15 protein-coding genes are annotated in these 16,790 nt (G+C 39.9%); all 15 read right to left on the bottom strand.

The genetic code is table 11. The features are described from left to right. Positions 1-91: 91 nt before the first annotated feature. The 15 genes from GQY27_RS00705 to GQY27_RS00775 all read right to left on the bottom strand — a co-directional run bounded on the left by GQY27_RS00705 (position 92) and on the right by GQY27_RS00775 (position 16,645). Positions 92-2,161 (bottom strand): pectate lyase family protein, encoded by a 2,070-nt coding sequence (locus tag GQY27_RS00705; RefSeq protein WP_236570420.1) that lies wholly within the window; start codon positions 2,159-2,161, stop codon positions 92-94. A 281-nt stretch (positions 2,162-2,442) separates the two neighbouring features. After that, positions 2,443-3,123 (bottom strand): hypothetical protein, encoded by a 681-nt coding sequence (locus GQY27_RS00710; RefSeq protein ID WP_160031598.1) that lies wholly within the window; start codon positions 3,121-3,123, stop codon positions 2,443-2,445. 94 nt (positions 3,124-3,217) lie between these two features. Further along, positions 3,218-4,084, bottom strand: coding sequence for a methyl-accepting chemotaxis protein (locus tag GQY27_RS00715; RefSeq protein WP_160031599.1), 867 nt, complete (start codon positions 4,082-4,084; stop codon positions 3,218-3,220). 17 nt (positions 4,085-4,101) lie between these two features. Beyond that, complete coding sequence (locus GQY27_RS00720) at positions 4,102-5,556, bottom strand: aldehyde dehydrogenase family protein (RefSeq protein ID WP_160031600.1); 1,455 nt, start codon at positions 5,554-5,556, stop codon at positions 4,102-4,104. Positions 5,557-5,777: 221 nt separating this feature from the next. Continuing rightward, positions 5,778-6,449, bottom strand: coding sequence for a VOC family protein (locus tag GQY27_RS00725; protein WP_160031601.1), 672 nt, complete (start codon positions 6,447-6,449; stop codon positions 5,778-5,780). 48 nt (positions 6,450-6,497) lie between these two features. Beyond that, positions 6,498-6,713, bottom strand: a complete 216-nt coding sequence (locus GQY27_RS00730; protein WP_160031602.1) for a hypothetical protein — start codon at positions 6,711-6,713, stop codon at positions 6,498-6,500. Between the two features lie 323 nt (positions 6,714-7,036). Next, complete coding sequence (locus GQY27_RS00735; RefSeq protein ID WP_236570421.1) at positions 7,037-7,240, bottom strand: hypothetical protein; 204 nt, start codon at positions 7,238-7,240, stop codon at positions 7,037-7,039. 435 nt (positions 7,241-7,675) lie between these two features. Beyond that, on the bottom strand, positions 7,676-8,530 hold the full coding sequence (locus GQY27_RS00740; RefSeq protein WP_160031603.1) for an AraC family transcriptional regulator: 855 nt from the start codon (positions 8,528-8,530) through the stop codon (positions 7,676-7,678). A 98-nt stretch (positions 8,531-8,628) separates the two neighbouring features. Next, on the bottom strand, positions 8,629-9,756 hold the full coding sequence (locus GQY27_RS00745; protein ID WP_160031604.1) for a glycoside hydrolase family 53 protein: 1,128 nt from the start codon (positions 9,754-9,756) through the stop codon (positions 8,629-8,631). A gap of 219 nt (positions 9,757-9,975) precedes the next feature. Further along, entirely contained in the window at positions 9,976-10,182 is a 207-nt protein-coding gene (locus tag GQY27_RS00750) for a zinc ribbon domain-containing protein (RefSeq protein WP_160031605.1), read from the bottom strand. A 222-nt stretch (positions 10,183-10,404) separates the two neighbouring features. After that, entirely contained in the window at positions 10,405-11,310 is a 906-nt protein-coding gene (locus GQY27_RS00755) for a manganese catalase family protein (RefSeq protein WP_160031606.1), read from the bottom strand. A 188-nt stretch (positions 11,311-11,498) separates the two neighbouring features. Continuing rightward, on the bottom strand, positions 11,499-13,037 hold the full coding sequence (locus tag GQY27_RS00760) for a glycoside hydrolase family 43 protein (RefSeq protein ID WP_160031607.1): 1,539 nt from the start codon (positions 13,035-13,037) through the stop codon (positions 11,499-11,501). Between the two features lie 139 nt (positions 13,038-13,176). Next, positions 13,177-13,692: a hypothetical protein gene (locus GQY27_RS00765; protein ID WP_160031608.1), complete on the bottom strand. Its 516-nt coding sequence runs from the start codon at positions 13,690-13,692 to the stop codon at positions 13,177-13,179. 107 nt (positions 13,693-13,799) lie between these two features. After that, positions 13,800-15,002, bottom strand: a complete 1,203-nt coding sequence (locus tag GQY27_RS00770; RefSeq protein ID WP_160031609.1) for an FAD-dependent monooxygenase — start codon at positions 15,000-15,002, stop codon at positions 13,800-13,802. Between the two features lie 137 nt (positions 15,003-15,139). Next, entirely contained in the window at positions 15,140-16,645 is a 1,506-nt protein-coding gene (locus tag GQY27_RS00775; RefSeq protein ID WP_160031610.1) for an MFS transporter, read from the bottom strand. Positions 16,646-16,790 lie beyond the last annotated feature (145 nt).

The following is a 16,790-nucleotide window of genomic DNA, read 5'->3' on the forward strand; positions in this document are numbered from 1 at the left end:
GTTCCACATCTAAAAAAAAGAACTGTCCCTCTGTAGAAAATCTACATGAGAACAGCCCTCTAATCAGGATCTATTATTCAATAATTCACTTTTAATTATAGTTTGTTGACTGCCATTGCGCCGTGGTCAAGGATAACTTACCCGCTCCTGCACCATCTACAGCCGTTAATCTCGCCTGAAGCCCCGCAGGATCTTCTGCTGTGTAACTGTATGGCAATACACTAAAACCGTTCCAAGAAAAAGGGATTACTTCTGCCGGAACTGGTGAGAGTGGACTACCAGCTTCCTCACTCCCGCCTCTATACTGAATTTCATCCAGCTCATAGATTGTATCTATGGCTGTTATTTTACCTGTATATTTACTTTGGGTCGCACTCACCTGATTGTTACGAATTGGATACTGAACGCCACGAATAATGGATTTTTCTAGTAACACTGAACCATTTTCGGTTGAGATGGCACCATTGCTAGTGATTCCAAAATGATACCCTTTTGCAGAAATGGCCTTAGCCATATCCGATGTAATGCTATTCTTAATTGTCCAAGCTTCCGCATTATCCATGACAATGTTATATGCATGCACGTTACCTCCTCGTAAACGAGGCATACGGTCCTGAATATCTTTATAATAATTGTGATGCAAGGTGACTTCTAGATCTGGATTATCTGTAGCAAACTCGTTAGCTCCAATGAGATGCCCTTTCTTCTGACTTGCTGCGACCGCGATAATCTGTTCTTTGCTCATTCCGACAGAACTGCTTCTCAAATAAGCGTACATCGGATAAGCCGTTTTATTCGCTTCAAGCGCATTGATCTGCTGAGTAACCCAGCTGTTCGAACTCTGATCATCCCCTACAAATGAAGACCAAGAGATCGTTACCCCATTACTGCCTTTTTTAATATCGATAAGTCCGTCATAGGCTTTATGGAATGTCGTATGATCGATCCAGATATTACTGCTATTCTCCACCGTAATGTAGTCCCAATCGTTCTTATCGTAATCGCCTTTCGATGCTTCGTCCCACTCCCACAACTCGTCAAATTCCAAATTGCGAATAATGATATTGTTACTCCGTTTAAAAGTAAAGGCAGCATGTTTAATCGTTGCTCCGCTCGACGAAAAAATCGTCAGTCCATCAAAACTATCGATGTTTATTTTGCTAACCCCAGTCTCCTTCAATACAGGATGCATCAGTGCTGCATTATGCGTGCTAAAAGGAGCTGCCTTAGCTGCATCGGGAATCTCATTCCAGCCAAGATTTAGATCATTCATGATCTCTACGACCTTATATTTCGAACCTTTTCTCAAGGCTAGAGCAAGATCCGAAGCATTATATACCTTAATATAACGAGGATCCGTGTCTGTAATTTGACCTCCTCCTGTAGTTCCCGTTGCAAAGCCGCTCAGATTGTATTCACTAAGCTCGTATGTACCATCTGGCGTCTCCGCTGGCGGGTTTACTGGAGGAACTACTGGTGGATCAACAGGCGTTTCCGTTGGTGGGTCGATTGGTGTGCCAGGAGCAGGCTCTGGTAAAGAAGAGGTTACATTTGAAACCTTCACATTGTCGTACATTGCAGCAGATTTCAAGGTTAAGAGCCCCACTCTTCCCTGCGTTAAATCCATATCTGTAGCGGAAAGCTCCAATACATCATTTACATACATGTTAATCGTTGAACCGCTCATTTCAAGTTTAATGTGATACCACTCATTGGTCATAAGCTCAAAGTCAGCTTTGGTGGCTAATGTCGTTGATGAACCTTTGACTTTTTTACGAATCTCCAATTTCCCGCCAGCACTGTTGAACAGTGAAGCTGCATAATAATTATTAGCATCGATGTACCTTCCGACTACATATGTACGGGTAGAACCATTGAAATCAGTGATTTTCACATCTGCTGTGACGGAATAATCTTTCCACTCCAGATTACCCGCAGAAGTTCGGCCTTCACTATAACTTGATTGATAATACACCGCCCCCCCCTGATCACTAACGACGGACCAATTCCCACTTGTGGCAATCCAATTTGAATCACCTTCTTCAAAGGTTTCCTGAAACGGCTCACTGGCTTGAACTGGCTGAATTACAAACATGGTAAGCACAAGAATGATGCTCAGCGACAGAGTCACCATTTTGTTTAATCTTTTTCGCACACGCATAATTTAACTCCTCTCATATAATTCATTTTATCGGATATAAGAACGCTTACAGATATAGGCTGAAAGTATTATTAATTCAATAGAACAGATATTTCCAATTATCTTAAGCTCAGTTTATTAATCACTTGAATTTAATATGCAGTATCCAGGGAATAAAAAAGAAGAAGTACAGATATCTGCATTTCTTCTCAATTGTCTAAGTTATAAACTTTAGATCAGGCCAAAGATTTTCCAGAGTCACAAGGCATATAATAAAAATTCTGGGTAGGGATTTCATCACGTCAGCGTATAAGTTCTATTTTATTACTATCATTAAATTCATTTATGATTGTCTCAGCTACGAGCCTCCCCTTTTGATTAAATCCTTTCACATCTATAGGAGGAACACTAGATGAAGGTATATTCACAAACCAGATCGTCTTTTCCGAATCAACATCTACTAGTTTAGCCTCATGCACTCCACTATCTTTTGTCTCAGCCGTTATACTTTTTATAGACGGATCCAAGACATTGCCGATGATCATCGGGAAAGGGGTTGGTATTTTATCTAGTCCAGACATACTCATATAAATAAGGGCCGCATTTGATTTTGATGTACCAAATCCTGCACCCCATACCCATTTCCATCCGATCTTTGCCTTCCTTACAAACTCCACCTGAAGATTCGTTGTATCCTCTTCTTCGGGATGATTCATGAATACGAGCACTCCCTCTTCAACAGGCTCTTGATAAATGACTCGATTAGGTGAATCATCCCCTCTAAATTTCTGCACAGCTTCTTCAGGAGTTTTGCCAAGTGGAATCTTGATTGAACTCGTCATGCCTAGAGCCTTGGATGTGCGATAATCTGAAAACCCGCCTGGTCGGTCATTGAGAAACAAGATTAAGAAGTAGAGGAGTATGCTAAAAAGAACCAAAGTGATGATCCAAATTAATCGTTTGTATCTTTTAAATATTTCCATATTACCACCCCCAGCAGCATTATTTCTTACCAACCAAAATCAAAAAAAAGAAGAAATACAGAAAACTGTATCTCCTCTTCTCATAGATAAACAACTATTTATTTTCTTTTGTATAAAGTGTTTCTTGTGCAACTTGTGCTAATTCCTCAGCTTTGTTGCTGATCTCCATAATGGTTGCTGAGAATTCTTGAATCGTTATAGCCTGAGTATCTGTTAATGCGTGGATATCGGAAAAAGCATGATTTAATAGCATCAGAAGTTCTTGAATGTTTTTCGTGATGCCATTAATCTGATTCACATTCTCTTTAGAACTTGTCGCCAGTTTTCGAATCTCGTCGGCTACGACAGAGAAACCTCTTCCCACTTCTCCAGCTCTTGCCGCTTCTATAGCTGCATTAAGCCCTAACATGTTACTCTGATCTGATATTTCCTTAACCACACTAGAGATCTTACCAATCTGCTGCGCACTGGAACTAACGTCATCCATTTGGCTTGTTATGCCGCTTACCCGATCATTAAGGTGGGTTACCGACTGACTGATTTCTTCGATAGATGCCGTAGTCTGTTCTACAATAGCGGAGAAACTTTCTGCCATTTCAAACAGCTTATTTGCTCTTTCAAGACTAGTCCCCATCCCTACACCGCCAATAACATTACCCTGTTCATCATGCAGTGGTATCGCACGGGCAGCAAGCGGAAACCCAAATAACTCTTTTGGAACAACGTCGGAGAGCTCGGTATTATTGCGAATGGCATTTGTTACAATATCCCCTTCTACCAAAGGGTCGCCAGGAGTAACATTCAGTGAGAACGTATTGCCTGGAATATTAATGATCAGCTTTTCGGTATCATAAATACCAATCGTAATGTCATCATTGGTTAGACTTTTCAGCAGAGGCGCGATTTTTACGAAAGCTCTAATCAGTTCATGCTGAGTATGATCTTCTGATGCTGTATTCATGCTATCTCCTCCACCCATTAATACGGAAAGCTTCTTTGTCCGTAATTGACTGAGATCCATTTCATTGTAGTGAATTCATCCAAGCTCCATTGTCCATTTAGACGGCCCATCCCTGATTGTTTCTCGCCGCCAAATGCTACAATCGGTTCATCATTAATCGTAATATCATTGACATGGATCATGCCTGTGTGAACTTTCTTCGCCATTTCTACTCCGCGCTCAACATTGGATGTATGAATAGCTCCGCTAAGTCCAAACGGTGTATCGTTTGCTATGGCAATGCCTTCTTCTTCGGTCTCAAATGGAATAATACATACTACCGGACCAAACAACTCTTCTTGAGCTACTGCCATATCCGTTTTCACGTTAACAAGAACGGTCGGCTCTACCATTCTGCCCGTGATTTTTCCTTCTACAAGAAGTTCTGCGCCTTGTTCAATACCTTTTGCTATTAGTTTTTGAAGTGTTTCTGCTTGACGATGATTGATAACCGGACCAATTACCGTCTGTGGATCACTCGGATCACCTGTCGTTAACGAAGCGACTTTTTCTTTAAATTTAGCTACAAATTCCTTATAAACTGAGTTCTGTACAACAATTCGGTTTGCACACATACAGATTTGGCCTTGATGTGTGAATCTGCTGAACGTTGCAGCTTGTACTGCATAATCAAGATCTGCATTTTCCAAAATAATAAAGGCACTGTTTCCGCCCAGTTCAAGCAGCGGTTTTTTATAGTTTTTAACGGCCAGTTGACCAATATAACTTCCGACTTTTGTCGATCCAGTAAATGAAATAATTCTCGGAATTGGATGTTCTACAAATGCATCGCCAATCTCTTTAATATCAGTAACGACTACATTCAGTAGACCTTTTGGTAAACCTGCTTCTTCAAAGATTTTACCAATGAGTGTCCCACCCGTGATCGGGGTATCCTCATGCGGCTTCAATACTACGCCATTACCGGCACCAAGTGCGGGTGCTACGGATTTCATAGACAAGAAGAATGGGAAGTTAAATGGACTAATAACTCCCACCACACCTGCTGGACTTCTGTACAGTCTGTTTTCCTTACCATCTTCCGTAGAAGGTAAAATTTTACCTTCCATACGAAGCGGGAATGTAGCCGCTTCTTTAATCATATTTTTCACTAGACCAATCTCAAAGGCCGCTTTCATCCGAGTTCCACCCAGTTCTTGGATGATGAGGGATGTAATCTCTTCTTCATTTGCTTCTATGTAAGTAACTGCTTTTTCTATAATATCTCTTTTCTTGTATGCGTTAACCTTGTCCCATTCGAGTTTTGCTTGGTGTGCTGCTTGGTAAGCATCATCAATATCAGCGACATTTGCTATATGGAACGTAGTGATAACTTCATCATTATATGGATTGATATCTGGTAACGTTTTCTCACTCTTACCGTCTCTCCATACCCCATTAATGAATTGTTTTCCCAGGTCTGTAAGTTGCATTTTCTTCCTCCTATGTGAAATCTATTATGACAGTATTATTTATATATCGACATATCTCCCCTAGTTATTAAGCTTTACTTCTAAATTAGTTAAAACGGATAACTGTATATGTTAACTTAAAGCAGCTATATAAATAGTAAAAAAGCCGCCTAAACGGCGACTTCATCATGACTACTCGTTCTTGGTGAACGGATAGTCTATTCGTGTATATGTATTTCTTTTTATATTATTTGATAAGGTAAATTAGCGAATTTGTATTTTATATCATTATCTTTTATTTTAATGGTTACTGGGAAGATGGTAGCTTTCTGACTCGTTGGCAGCCAGATCCGGTCTATAACTACTACAATAAATAGTCCATGTTCATCTCCGACAGGCTGAAATGTGGAGCGATCTCCTTTCCATAAAGGCAGGTTCATGTCTGCTTCTAACGCAGAGACTACGCTTTCCACATGAGGAACGGGTAATCCCACTTCACTAACACAAAGAATATCCGCCATCGTAAATTCATTGGAAGAAATACTGTTACTCTTCAAATTATGGCGAGCGATAAATTCGACTATGTTTCCCGCCGGATCACAAAAATAGACAGCGTGCGCATTCCAACTTTCAAACTCAAACTCGTCTTGTGACTCGTCTTTCAGCAGAGTAACCCGTTCTGACAAATAAGCCTTAGCAAGTTTGAACTTATCTTCATTAATATTTACTGCAAAGTGATAAAATGGGCTCTCTTTCTTTTCTTCGGTTATAACAAATGTGAGATTCGTTTCTCCAACAGTAACTGTAAAGGAATTCGTATCTTCTTTTACTAAACCAAACCCTAGGGTATGGACATAAAATGTTTTCAAATCCTTTAATTCGTGAGTATTCAAAATAACCTCTTCAAAAATCAAGATTCACCACACCTTTCCTATGATATTTTAATATTTCCTATTTCTAATTTAACATAATTGGAGCGTGTAAGATGTTCTGCTGTCGAACTTGCTGGCAGGTGCTGATTTCGCTTTATGCTGAGTCCACACCGTTTGACCGTAAACCATCGTCTCTAGACGAATAACTGCCTGCTCAAGCAGTTTATGTAGTGTATTCCCAACTCCCGATGAAGGTGCAGTAACTCCAGTGGTGGTTTCGTTTTCTAAAAATGGATACTGGATCACTTGAATCACCCTTATCTATTTTTTCATTTTTTGATATTATAATCTATCTTTTTTTAGAAGAATATGGTTTTCTGTTTTTAATACTAAGTTAATGAGATAGATACAGAATAAGGTTGATTATATGTGAAGTAGATAGAAAGAGATATTGATCTTACTGCTATGAATTTTTCATATGTTGAAATAATATAATTAAGGTAGGAAATAATGTTTAAATTTGGGGTTTCTCCTTTGAAAAGCATAAAAAAACTTGCAATAATAGGGCATCAAAAGATGTAGGGTCAAAAATAGGACCCTCTCAGGTCCTTTGATCCTTTGACGATAAATTAAAATGACTTCTCAATTAGAAGTGATGCACTAACTGTAGGAGTTCCTCCACCAATCGTGTTTTGAAGCACTTGATTCCCCATATTATCTATTCGGTTTAATGTTAATACTCCGCCTGCAGTTAGCGCAGTTACGACCTGTCCTTGATAAGGATTGTTTCCTGCACCTGATCCGTAATTACTGCAAGGAACTAGTGATGCCACTCCAGGTCCCGCACCATCTGGGTCAAAAAACAATCCGAATGCGGAGTTACCAGCGACAGGGAAAACTCCCCAAATTATTAAAGGGCACCTCCCATATATTTAAGATAGCTTACGTTTGAATTCTCTCTATGGGAAAGACTATCATCTATTTTTAAGTAGACTTCTAACTATTATTTAAAAATAGGGCTATTCTATTAAGGAATATGTCTTGCATTTATGAAACTGATTAATATGATTTACATATAGTAGGAGTGGACAACTCATTCCCCTTGCTTCTCCAGGATCTATTCCAGAAAAATAAACAAACGTTCTCCTTTTGAAAACTGGAAAACGTTTGTCCATCCAAAGATATTACATCCATCATTGTATCCTGGGAACGGATTATAAGGTTTATTCCTTTATCAATATGATCATTAGTATAAATAATCTATCATTCTAATCTCTTATCTCTGTAGAAATATGCAGTTCTCTGTATTTGGCAGGTGTAATCCCTTCCTTTTTTCGAAACGTCGCCACGAAATGACTCACATCGTTAAATCCAGTCTGTGCGGACACTTCTTTGAGTGTTTTATCAGGATTCATGATCATCATCTTTTTAGCTTGGCGAAGACGCAGGTGAATTAGGTAAGAATATGGACTCATCCCAAATGCATCCCGAAAAAGTTCATTCAAGTACGAAACACTCATATTCGCTTGTTCCACCATCTCAGCCAGCCCCACGTTCGAAGAAAAATGCTCTTCCATCCATCGTACAACGGGGCGAAGTTTATCATAATATTGAGATAATGAGGGCTGCTCGTCACGCATACCATAGTTTCTTAACAGCATAAGAAAACGATAGAGTGCTGTAGATAATTCCATTCCCGAGAGCTCCGTATCCCAGTCTGCTTTATGAATCATCTCTTCCATGAGAGATACGAAAGATGCACCTGTTGAATCGATAGCATAAATAGCAGAAGTATTCATATCAAGCGAGTTCAGTATAGCCTCGGCAGCAGTGCCGCCGAATGTAATGTATACGGTTACCCATCGATCCGATGCAGGGGAATAGGAATGAGGTGTGAATGGGGTGAGCAGTACTCCTTGGCCTGGTGTCAGCAGGAAGCGTTCTCCCCTCATTTCTATACTCCCTTCCCCTTCCAAAGTATATAGCCAGTGATAATACGGGTATCCGTCCGTTCGTGTAAATATCCGTTCCCAAGCGCTGTATCCAATCGTTTCAACAAATAGTGGAAGCGAGCTTTCTATTGTATTAAATACACATCTTCTGTTCTCATCGCCCCAGTTCACCTGATCCTCCCCCTTAAATAGAGCCTTCAATATTCATATGATAACAAAAAAATCCAAGACAAGAGTTCAAAACTCTATCCTTGGATTTTTTCGATCTTTTATTTTAGAAATACATCTAAAGAAGCAAGCGCCTTACCCTCAAAATCGAACAATCCTTGATTGGCCCAGTGATTTCCCATTTCCGAGACATCGTTGCCATATTTCATACCAGCTAGACTTGCCCAGCTTGTCCCTTTTACCGGCAGCCACGCCGGCTCCCAGTATACGATACCGAGACCTTTACCGTCAGGTACCTTACGGACTGTCTCCATTAAATCTTGAAGAAACTGGCCTTGGCCTTCCACCGTTGGCGGATATCCAGCAATCCTCGACATTTCTTCTGTGAAAATATCTGCTCCAGACAAACTCTCTATCGTATGTCCATAAGCCGTTTCCACAACAAGCACCTCTTTATTAAAGCGAGCGCTGATATCTTCCAAATTAAACTGTAAGTCTTCGAGACCGCCATGCCAGATCGGATAGTAAGATAACCCGATAATATCATAATCTACGTTTCGCTTACTCATCTCATCAAACCATGTGCGGTATAATATATTTTGCCCACCGGCATCCAGATGCAAAATAATTTTCATAGGTCCTGCTTCTCTTGCTGCCCGCACCCCTGCTTTTAGCAGTGCCGCAAGTGAATCGAACGATTTATCCCACTCTGCTGCTTCTGTTTCTTCAAAACTTTGCTTCTCAGGAACATAGTTAGGTGTTTTACCTTCTGGCCAAAGCATGCCGTTCGTTGTCTCATTCCCGATTTGAACCAGATCCGGCATGACATCACACAGTCTGCATACTTCAAGCACTTCCCTGGTGTAGCGGTATACTTCCTCTTCCAACCTGTCACCTGTATAAGACTGCCAAGCCTTTGGCTTGTCTTGTTTTTTCGGATCTGCCCAAAAATCACTGTAATGAAAATCCAGCATAAACTGCATTCCGTGTGCTTTTGCTCTTTTTGCCAGTTCAATTGTCGTCTCCAGATCATTCGTACCGCCCATATATGGCTTACCTTCTTCATCAAATGGGTTCACCCACAAGCGCAATCGAACCGTGTTCAATCCCTTTATATGTAATATTTCAAATAAGTCTTTTTGTTCCTCACCTAGATAATATCTTCCTCCGCATTCTTCAACTTCTTTCAGCATGGAGATGTCTGCACCTTTAACAAACAAACGAGTCATAAAGTTCTTCCCTTCTATGTGTCAGTACACATATTATAAAGCGTTTTCAGTATGAGTTGATATATAATAAACGATGGGTAAATGTTATAAGAATATTATGTAAATATAATATTGAAAACTTAAAAAAGGACGAAATAACAGAGCAGTCCCTGAAATTCCGTCCTTATTCCTTATATTCAATGATATTCAAAGAGTAATCCAAGGCTCTCTTTCAAAAACTTATCCACCGAAAAAGAAGTCAATGATATTCGAAGCCTTCGAGGACCTCTTATTATAGAATTCGGAATATCCGCAGTTTTTGCAGTACACTACAACAAATTGATTATTTTGTATGTCAAACATTTTTGATAATCCAGTACCTGTCATCGCAACTTCTTTGGTGTCCGCTTCCAAACCACCGCATTTAAAACAGCCTCTTTCACTCATTTAAAATCGCCTCCTATTTATATAGTTATGAATACGAATAGGATGCATCATAGGTTTCAATCTCTATCTCAACTTCCGATCCTTTTCATTCCTAATAAAGACAATTAATATGTTATAGAATACTAAAAAAGCCGCGCTGATCGGCTGCGGCATTCATCATTTATTACATCTATAAAATATAATACTCATCTTTTGTTAAACTACAATTATCACCTTTATTAACTATAAGCCTGCAGACCTTTTTAACCTTTCTGCGATCTGAATAAGATCTTCTGCCGAGATTCCCGGCGCAAATTCTTCAGGTAAATCCGGCAGTTCCGGTACGGGTCCACTATATCCTGGCAGCCCCGCAAACGCCTCAAGTTTCCCACCATCTGTTGGATGAACCCCTTTCCAGATCTGGGCAATTTGCTGATAGTCTTTGTCACTAAACGTATAAAGCCTTCGGTGTTCTCCGGCTGCTTCCCACTTTCTTGTCGTATCAAATACTTTATTATCAAGTCTAGGTATAGGGAATAACTTGGTTACATCGACACCTGTAGCCATTTCAAGCGCTTTTGCATAAGCCAGAATATGTACACCGCCGCGCACAAGTAAATATCCGGTCATTTCTCGAGCCGCCGGATGATCTGTCATTTCATATACTCTCATTTTATGTGTGCGCGCTCCGCATTCCAAGAAAAAATTATGCAATAGATCAAATATGAGATTTCCGCTGCTTACCACATACGACCCGTTCCAAGGTCTTCCCATCGAATCATAAGGAAGTGCCGTCTGTGCAGACTCAATAAAATGAGATGTCATCCGTGCATCTTTACCCACACGCAGCGGTGTTGTATCTGGATCTCCGGGAGATGTCGAACCGCTAAGCATAATGTTAATCGTATTCGCTACAAGCTCAACATGACCAAACTCTTCTGCTGTGATGCTCGCCACGATATCATAGAACGGACGAAGCTTAGATTTACCTCTAAAGTTGAAGGATTGAAACATATAATTATTGAGGGTCGACATCTCTCCAAAACGTCCACCCATCAGTTCTTGAACGGCACTGGCACCATTGGGATCCGGTCCTGAAGACAGGGGAAGCGGCAGTTCAATTGCCAGACGGTCTACTCGTTTAAACATTCGTATTTCCTCCTCAAAATGCTCTTTGATTCATGTTATGTGGCGGTACTCGCGTGTTATGCATGGACAGGTTTTTTTGTCATTTATTGTTGTTGATTTTGTTGAATTTGTTGATTTTATAAAAACGTAGAAACACAAAAAAAGAGCCCCTCCTCTAACCTGGGCTCTTTTTCGTCAATAGATCGTGTTTAGTGTAATACGTTATATTCGAAATTAGAAAACTCAGCAGTTCCGCCGATTTTTTCAGTAGAGAATAAAAATAAACCGATGCGGCATCCCATAAAATGATCCAATTTATACACCATATGATGTGTAATTCCAAGTTTTTTCCAGCTCTTGCCGTCTAAGTAGTGGAACATACACTCATCTGTATTATTTATGAAATTCGCTGATGCTTTCAACGTCACCTTGTTTTCTTTTACGGGAATTTTTGCATAGATGTCACCAGGCTTCGTATCCACTAGATTTCCAAAGATCGACTTATCGTCGGTATCCCGAGCGATCATTACCAAGTAATATTGCCCAGCCTCTTTCGTTAGAGCAATCAAACCGTAGGTGCCAATTAAGAAACCCAACCCGGCATAGTCGCCGTCTTGCAGTTCACTGCCATCTAGTGTAACTACTGCCTCACATGCAGGCCCCATCGCTCGCTGCGTCAACGTGTTCTGAGCAAACGTCAGATTGGGACTGATTTTTCCAGATTGAATACGGTAGGTCCCCGGCTTATCCGTCACAGACCATAGCTTATCATTCGGGATATGATTCCACTGCCAGAAATCTTTCAGCTTCACTTTTCCATTCTCATCCGTATCATAACTAAAATCATCGCTTCCGATTAGGGGCTTATACTCATAACCGGGTCTCGTACTTGGGATCTCAATAAAGGTTGGGGCCTCTTTCGCAAATACCGGAAAATCATCTTCAAAATACAGTGGAACGAGAACCGGGATACGGCCTACCGCTCCATGATCCTGAAACAACATAGCGTACCAGTCACCATCAGGTGTATCGACAATCCCTCCCTGAGCTATTCCGGCATTAAAATACCCCATGTCATCATTAAAAACTTCTCCGCCTGTAAATTCACCCTCTAAAGAATCAGCAACATAACATGCCTGCGTTCTGCGTCCTTTGGTAGCAGGTGTGATATGTATAAAGAAAGCATAATATTTTCCGTTTATTTTATATAGATGGGCGCCTTCATAACCTAAGAAGTACTCTCCCGGTTCTCTCACGATCATTCGGCTTAGCCCGTCCGGCTTTGGTCCAGATAAGTCTTCTTTTAGTTCAGTAAGATGAATGTTAGCGTTACCATAAATGAGATAAACACGATCGTCGTCATCAAATAGAAGAGAACAGTCATGATAAAACCCTTCAATATACTGTTTTGTCCACGGCCCGTTTATATCACTTGCTGTATACAAATAGGTTTTCTGCGTATCGTTTGCTACAAAAACGACATAGAATTTCCCTTTGTGATGACGGATAGAGGCTGCCCACATCCCCTTACTGTAAATCTGCTGATCTCCCTCGAGCCTTTGAGCAGGCGTATCTTCCAGTATATCGTATACATGAGTAGCTACTTCCCAGTTGATCAAATCATAAGAACGCAGAATAACACACCCTGGCATCATATGCATCGTTGTACTCACCATATAATACGTATCTTCTACTCTAATCACGTCAAGATCCGGGTAATCAGCCCATATAATCGGATTGTTCTTCATGTTTTCTCTCCTTTTCTTCATCTTAATATTTTCGAAGCATCTTAACGTAAGAGACTATATCGTACGCCACCATCGGTAATGGAGTCGCCTTGAAATAAGATGGACTCTCTTTTCGCTGCATAAGTCGTCTTCACTCCATTCAGCAGGTATAATTTGAATAATTATCTTTATATTGTACAGAATTCCAACTGTTCTTGACTAGGTTAGATTTATCAAAATGCAAAAAACTCATCGTCCCCCTTGGAAGCAATGAGTTGTATTCTCTTATATTTTTAATCACGTCTATGGATTCAATCTCCCATCTGCCCTTAGTATGAATAAGTGAAAATAACAAACTTCCAGAATATATCTGTTTAAGATTATTATTCGTATCATAAGTGAAAATTTCAAAATTAACGATCACTTGCGATTGATTTGCAGATCGATTAACCGTTCTTAAATTTATTATCGGTTCTGGTAAATTGTTATTTTTATTAAATTCTAAGAATTGATTAACAACGGATGAATTTATTATTTCATGGTTTGAAACATCATCTTGATTTATATAATTTTTTACTACTTTAGAGGGAGAGTCATACAAAGAAAAACTAAAAAAGGCTGCCAAAGCAATAACGATTAAAGGTATTATGACTATTAATTTCTTTCGAAAATTCATCTTAATCCCTTCTTGTTTAAAGTGGTATGAATACAAATCATATTCATACCACAGTTATTTTACAGCGATTGCTTTTCCGCCGTTGGCATTCTTTAATCAAGAAAGCTCTAGTTACCTAGACGATCCATTGTCTTTCCTAATAAAAACTTCCGTTTTGCAAGATGAAATAATTTCGTTTTAGAAAGGTGCGGTGCAAATCGTATCACCCATTTTTTCGTCCATCTTGGAGCTTTAATGATTGCCTTCGCGATTATTCCCTGCATCCGGTGGACCATCATCACTTCTTTAGCTCGTAAAGCGGTTAAAGACTCTACTTTTCTAAAATCGAGATCCTTAGCTTGGATAGACTCTTGAATTAACTCCGCTAATACGGCTGCTGTCTCTGCTGCCAAAGAAATACCGATCGCCCCTACTGGGGACGAGCAATGAGCAGCATCTCCTATGAGTACACAACCTCTTTTATACCATTGATCCACAAAGAATACATCGGCTTTTAAGGTAACAAAAGACTGAAAATCAGTAATCTCACGCAGCGGTTCTTGTAAATCTGGGAATACGCTAATTAGCTCCTCTGAGAGAGCACTGATTCCCCTCTGCTTTATTAGCTCCCATTCCCCTTTTCTCACGGTAAACCCGATTTGCAGTACGTCACTTGAACTGGGTACAACAATGAAACTGCGATAATTAGTTACTCTGAAAAAAATATCTTTATGCTGGTCTTCCTGAATGGGTAAGGTGAACCATATCATATCAAAATCATGATTTTGATATTTATACGTAAAATCACCCCGTTTTCGAATGGTTGAAAAGCGTCCGTCTGCCCCTACAGTCAATTGTGCTTTTATTCGAACTTCTTCATTCTGAGTAAGGGCAACCACTCCATTAATTCTGTCTTCCTCTGTAATGAATGACTTCACTCTGGCATTAAAAATCATATGAAAATGATCATACTTTACTGCTTCATCATATAGAGCTTGGAGTAATACAGACTGCTTCATTCGTAAGGAAAAAGGTACTTCTGGCGTATCCTCCACATAATCAATAGCCGAAATCAGTTTGTCCTCGCTCCAGATTTCTCCCTTGTACAGCTTTATATGTTCATGTTCGTACAGAAGTTGATCCAGTCCTAATTGTTTCATTACTCGAATGAAACGAGGTTGCAATACTTCTCCTCTGAATTTACGTTCAAAATTCGGTTGACTCTCTAGCACCGTCACATGAGTCCCTTGCTTCGCTAACAAGAGACCTAATAGCAACCCTGAAGGTCCTCCGCCAACGATACATACGGTTGTATTCCTATTTTGTGTCATCACATTTTGCTCCCAACATTACTTGCTTTAGATGTGGATTTATTCACCATCTCTTCATTTTAGCATCTTTACACATGTAATATCATGTAAGATAAAAAAGACGAAGAACTTAGAAGTTCTTCGCCTGGATCGCCAAATTAAACGGCCGTTTTCTCTTTTTTCACTAAAGCGGTGCCTTTACCCGTCGCCATTTTCCCAATCGAAGCAATGAACATAATAACACCGAGTATAAGCAAAATCATAAATAGACCATGGTAAGTGCTAAGAAGCGCTGCCTTCTTGGCATTAATATCTGATATCGTATCGATCTGACTAAGCTGTCCTAACTGTTTTTCATATTGATTTGCATTCAAAAGGTAGAGAAACCAGCCAAGAAGCGGTGCAAAGACGGCACCGGCATAGTTTCTGATCGTATGCAGCGAAGCTGATCGACTAGATGCTTGATGTGCATTTCCGGCAAATAAAGTTCCAATTGCCCCTGATATAAAGGTCATACTGAGTCCAAAGCCTAAACAAGCCATTTCAAGATTAAGCCAAGTAAGAGATGCCTCAGGCTGTATCGAGGACCATTTTATACTTACGATCACGGTGAATATGGAACCTGCGATTCCTAGAATACCTGCTCCCCACTTATCGTACAATAGGGCGCATAAAATGGCAGACAGGACTATGCCTATAAAGAAGCAACAATAAAAATAAGTGAAGTCGATGAACGAAACATTCTTAATCGTTCGCATATATCCATTTACCCCAACGAAGATAACAATAAGTGAGATATGTCCTGCTCCTGCCATCACAGTACCAAACACAGCTTTAGGCTTGGCTAACGCACGAATGGGCACAATAGGAAATTCATTTCGACTATCATTTTTAAAAAGGAGCGCCATAAGGATAATAGCAATAACGAGAAAAGGCCAAACATAAACGGAATCAAAGCCTTTTTCTTGTAAATTAAGAATGGGAAACGCGAAGGCTGCCGTCAGAAGACCTAATATGAGAAGCCCTTTTCTGTTGATCACCACTTTTTCTTTTTGTTCTGCTTTTTGTTTAGGCAATGTCACAAAACCAACACAGAGACAGAGCAGTGAGCAAAATATATTAACAATATACAGCCAGCGCCAAGCATCCGTGCTTAAGGATATCGTACCAAATATTGCTCCAATAGCTGACGCACCAAAAAGTCCCACGATGACCGAGAACAAAAAGAACTGACGTAAATGGTTCGGAAAGGAAAGGAATTTGGCAGAAAGAATCGGTAAAAACAACATCCCTGCACTAAGCCCTTGGATCATCCTTCCGATGATTAAAGTGGTTATATTATACGATAATGCATCAATAATGGTCCCGCACAAAAAAACAAACACAAGGCTAAGATAGAAGTTTCTCAGACTGTATTTTTTAGAAAAGATACGTCCTAATGGCAAGCCAAGTGCAAAAGCAAGACTAGATAAACTTGAAGGAATAAGCATCTCCTGCGCACTTAGGTGCAGGCCATTCTGAATAACACTTTGTCCAACCGTATAAGAAAGGTTGAGAAAATATTGGGGTCCAATCGAAAAGATCGTAAGAATCGACATAATTATGTATTTAGGAATACTTAATTTCTTTGGATTGGTCATTGTTGCGTGATTACTTTGACTCATATTTGTCCTCCTCTAGTTGTCTTACAAGCTCTAACCTAATAGAAAATAAAAGCAGTATAGATGTATGAATAAAATAGAACCATCTAAATTAAAATGCCTCTCTATATTTATTAACTTGTAATATACAAGTTGTATATTACAAGTT

The organism is Paenibacillus sp. An7, from assembly GCF_009870785.1.
GTDB lineage: Bacteria > Bacillota > Bacilli > Paenibacillales > Paenibacillaceae > Paenibacillus.

Excerpts from the sequence above, each read along its gene's own strand:
- GQY27_RS00705 (WP_236570420.1), bottom strand. The coding sequence starts at position 2,161 with ATGCGTGTGCGAAAAAGATTAAACAAAATGGTGACTCTGTCGCTGAGC.
- GQY27_RS00710 (WP_160031598.1), bottom strand. The coding sequence starts at position 3,123 with ATGGAAATATTTAAAAGATACAAACGATTAATTTGGATCATCACTTTG.
- GQY27_RS00715 (WP_160031599.1), bottom strand. The coding sequence starts at position 4,084 with ATGAATACAGCATCAGAAGATCATACTCAGCATGAACTGATTAGAGCT.
- GQY27_RS00720 (WP_160031600.1), bottom strand. The coding sequence starts at position 5,556 with ATGCAACTTACAGACCTGGGAAAACAATTCATTAATGGGGTATGGAGA.
- GQY27_RS00745 (WP_160031604.1), bottom strand. The coding sequence starts at position 9,756 with ATGACTCGTTTGTTTGTTAAAGGTGCAGACATCTCCATGCTGAAAGAA.
- GQY27_RS00750 (WP_160031605.1), bottom strand. The coding sequence starts at position 10,182 with ATGAGTGAAAGAGGCTGTTTTAAATGCGGTGGTTTGGAAGCGGACACC.
- GQY27_RS00755 (WP_160031606.1), bottom strand. The coding sequence starts at position 11,310 with ATGTTTAAACGAGTAGACCGTCTGGCAATTGAACTGCCGCTTCCCCTG.
- GQY27_RS00760 (WP_160031607.1), bottom strand. The coding sequence starts at position 13,037 with ATGAAGAACAATCCGATTATATGGGCTGATTACCCGGATCTTGACGTG.
- GQY27_RS00765 (WP_160031608.1), bottom strand. The coding sequence starts at position 13,692 with ATGAATTTTCGAAAGAAATTAATAGTCATAATACCTTTAATCGTTATT.
- GQY27_RS00770 (WP_160031609.1), bottom strand. The coding sequence starts at position 15,002 with ATGACACAAAATAGGAATACAACCGTATGTATCGTTGGCGGAGGACCT.
- GQY27_RS00775 (WP_160031610.1), bottom strand. The coding sequence starts at position 16,645 with ATGAGTCAAAGTAATCACGCAACAATGACCAATCCAAAGAAATTAAGT.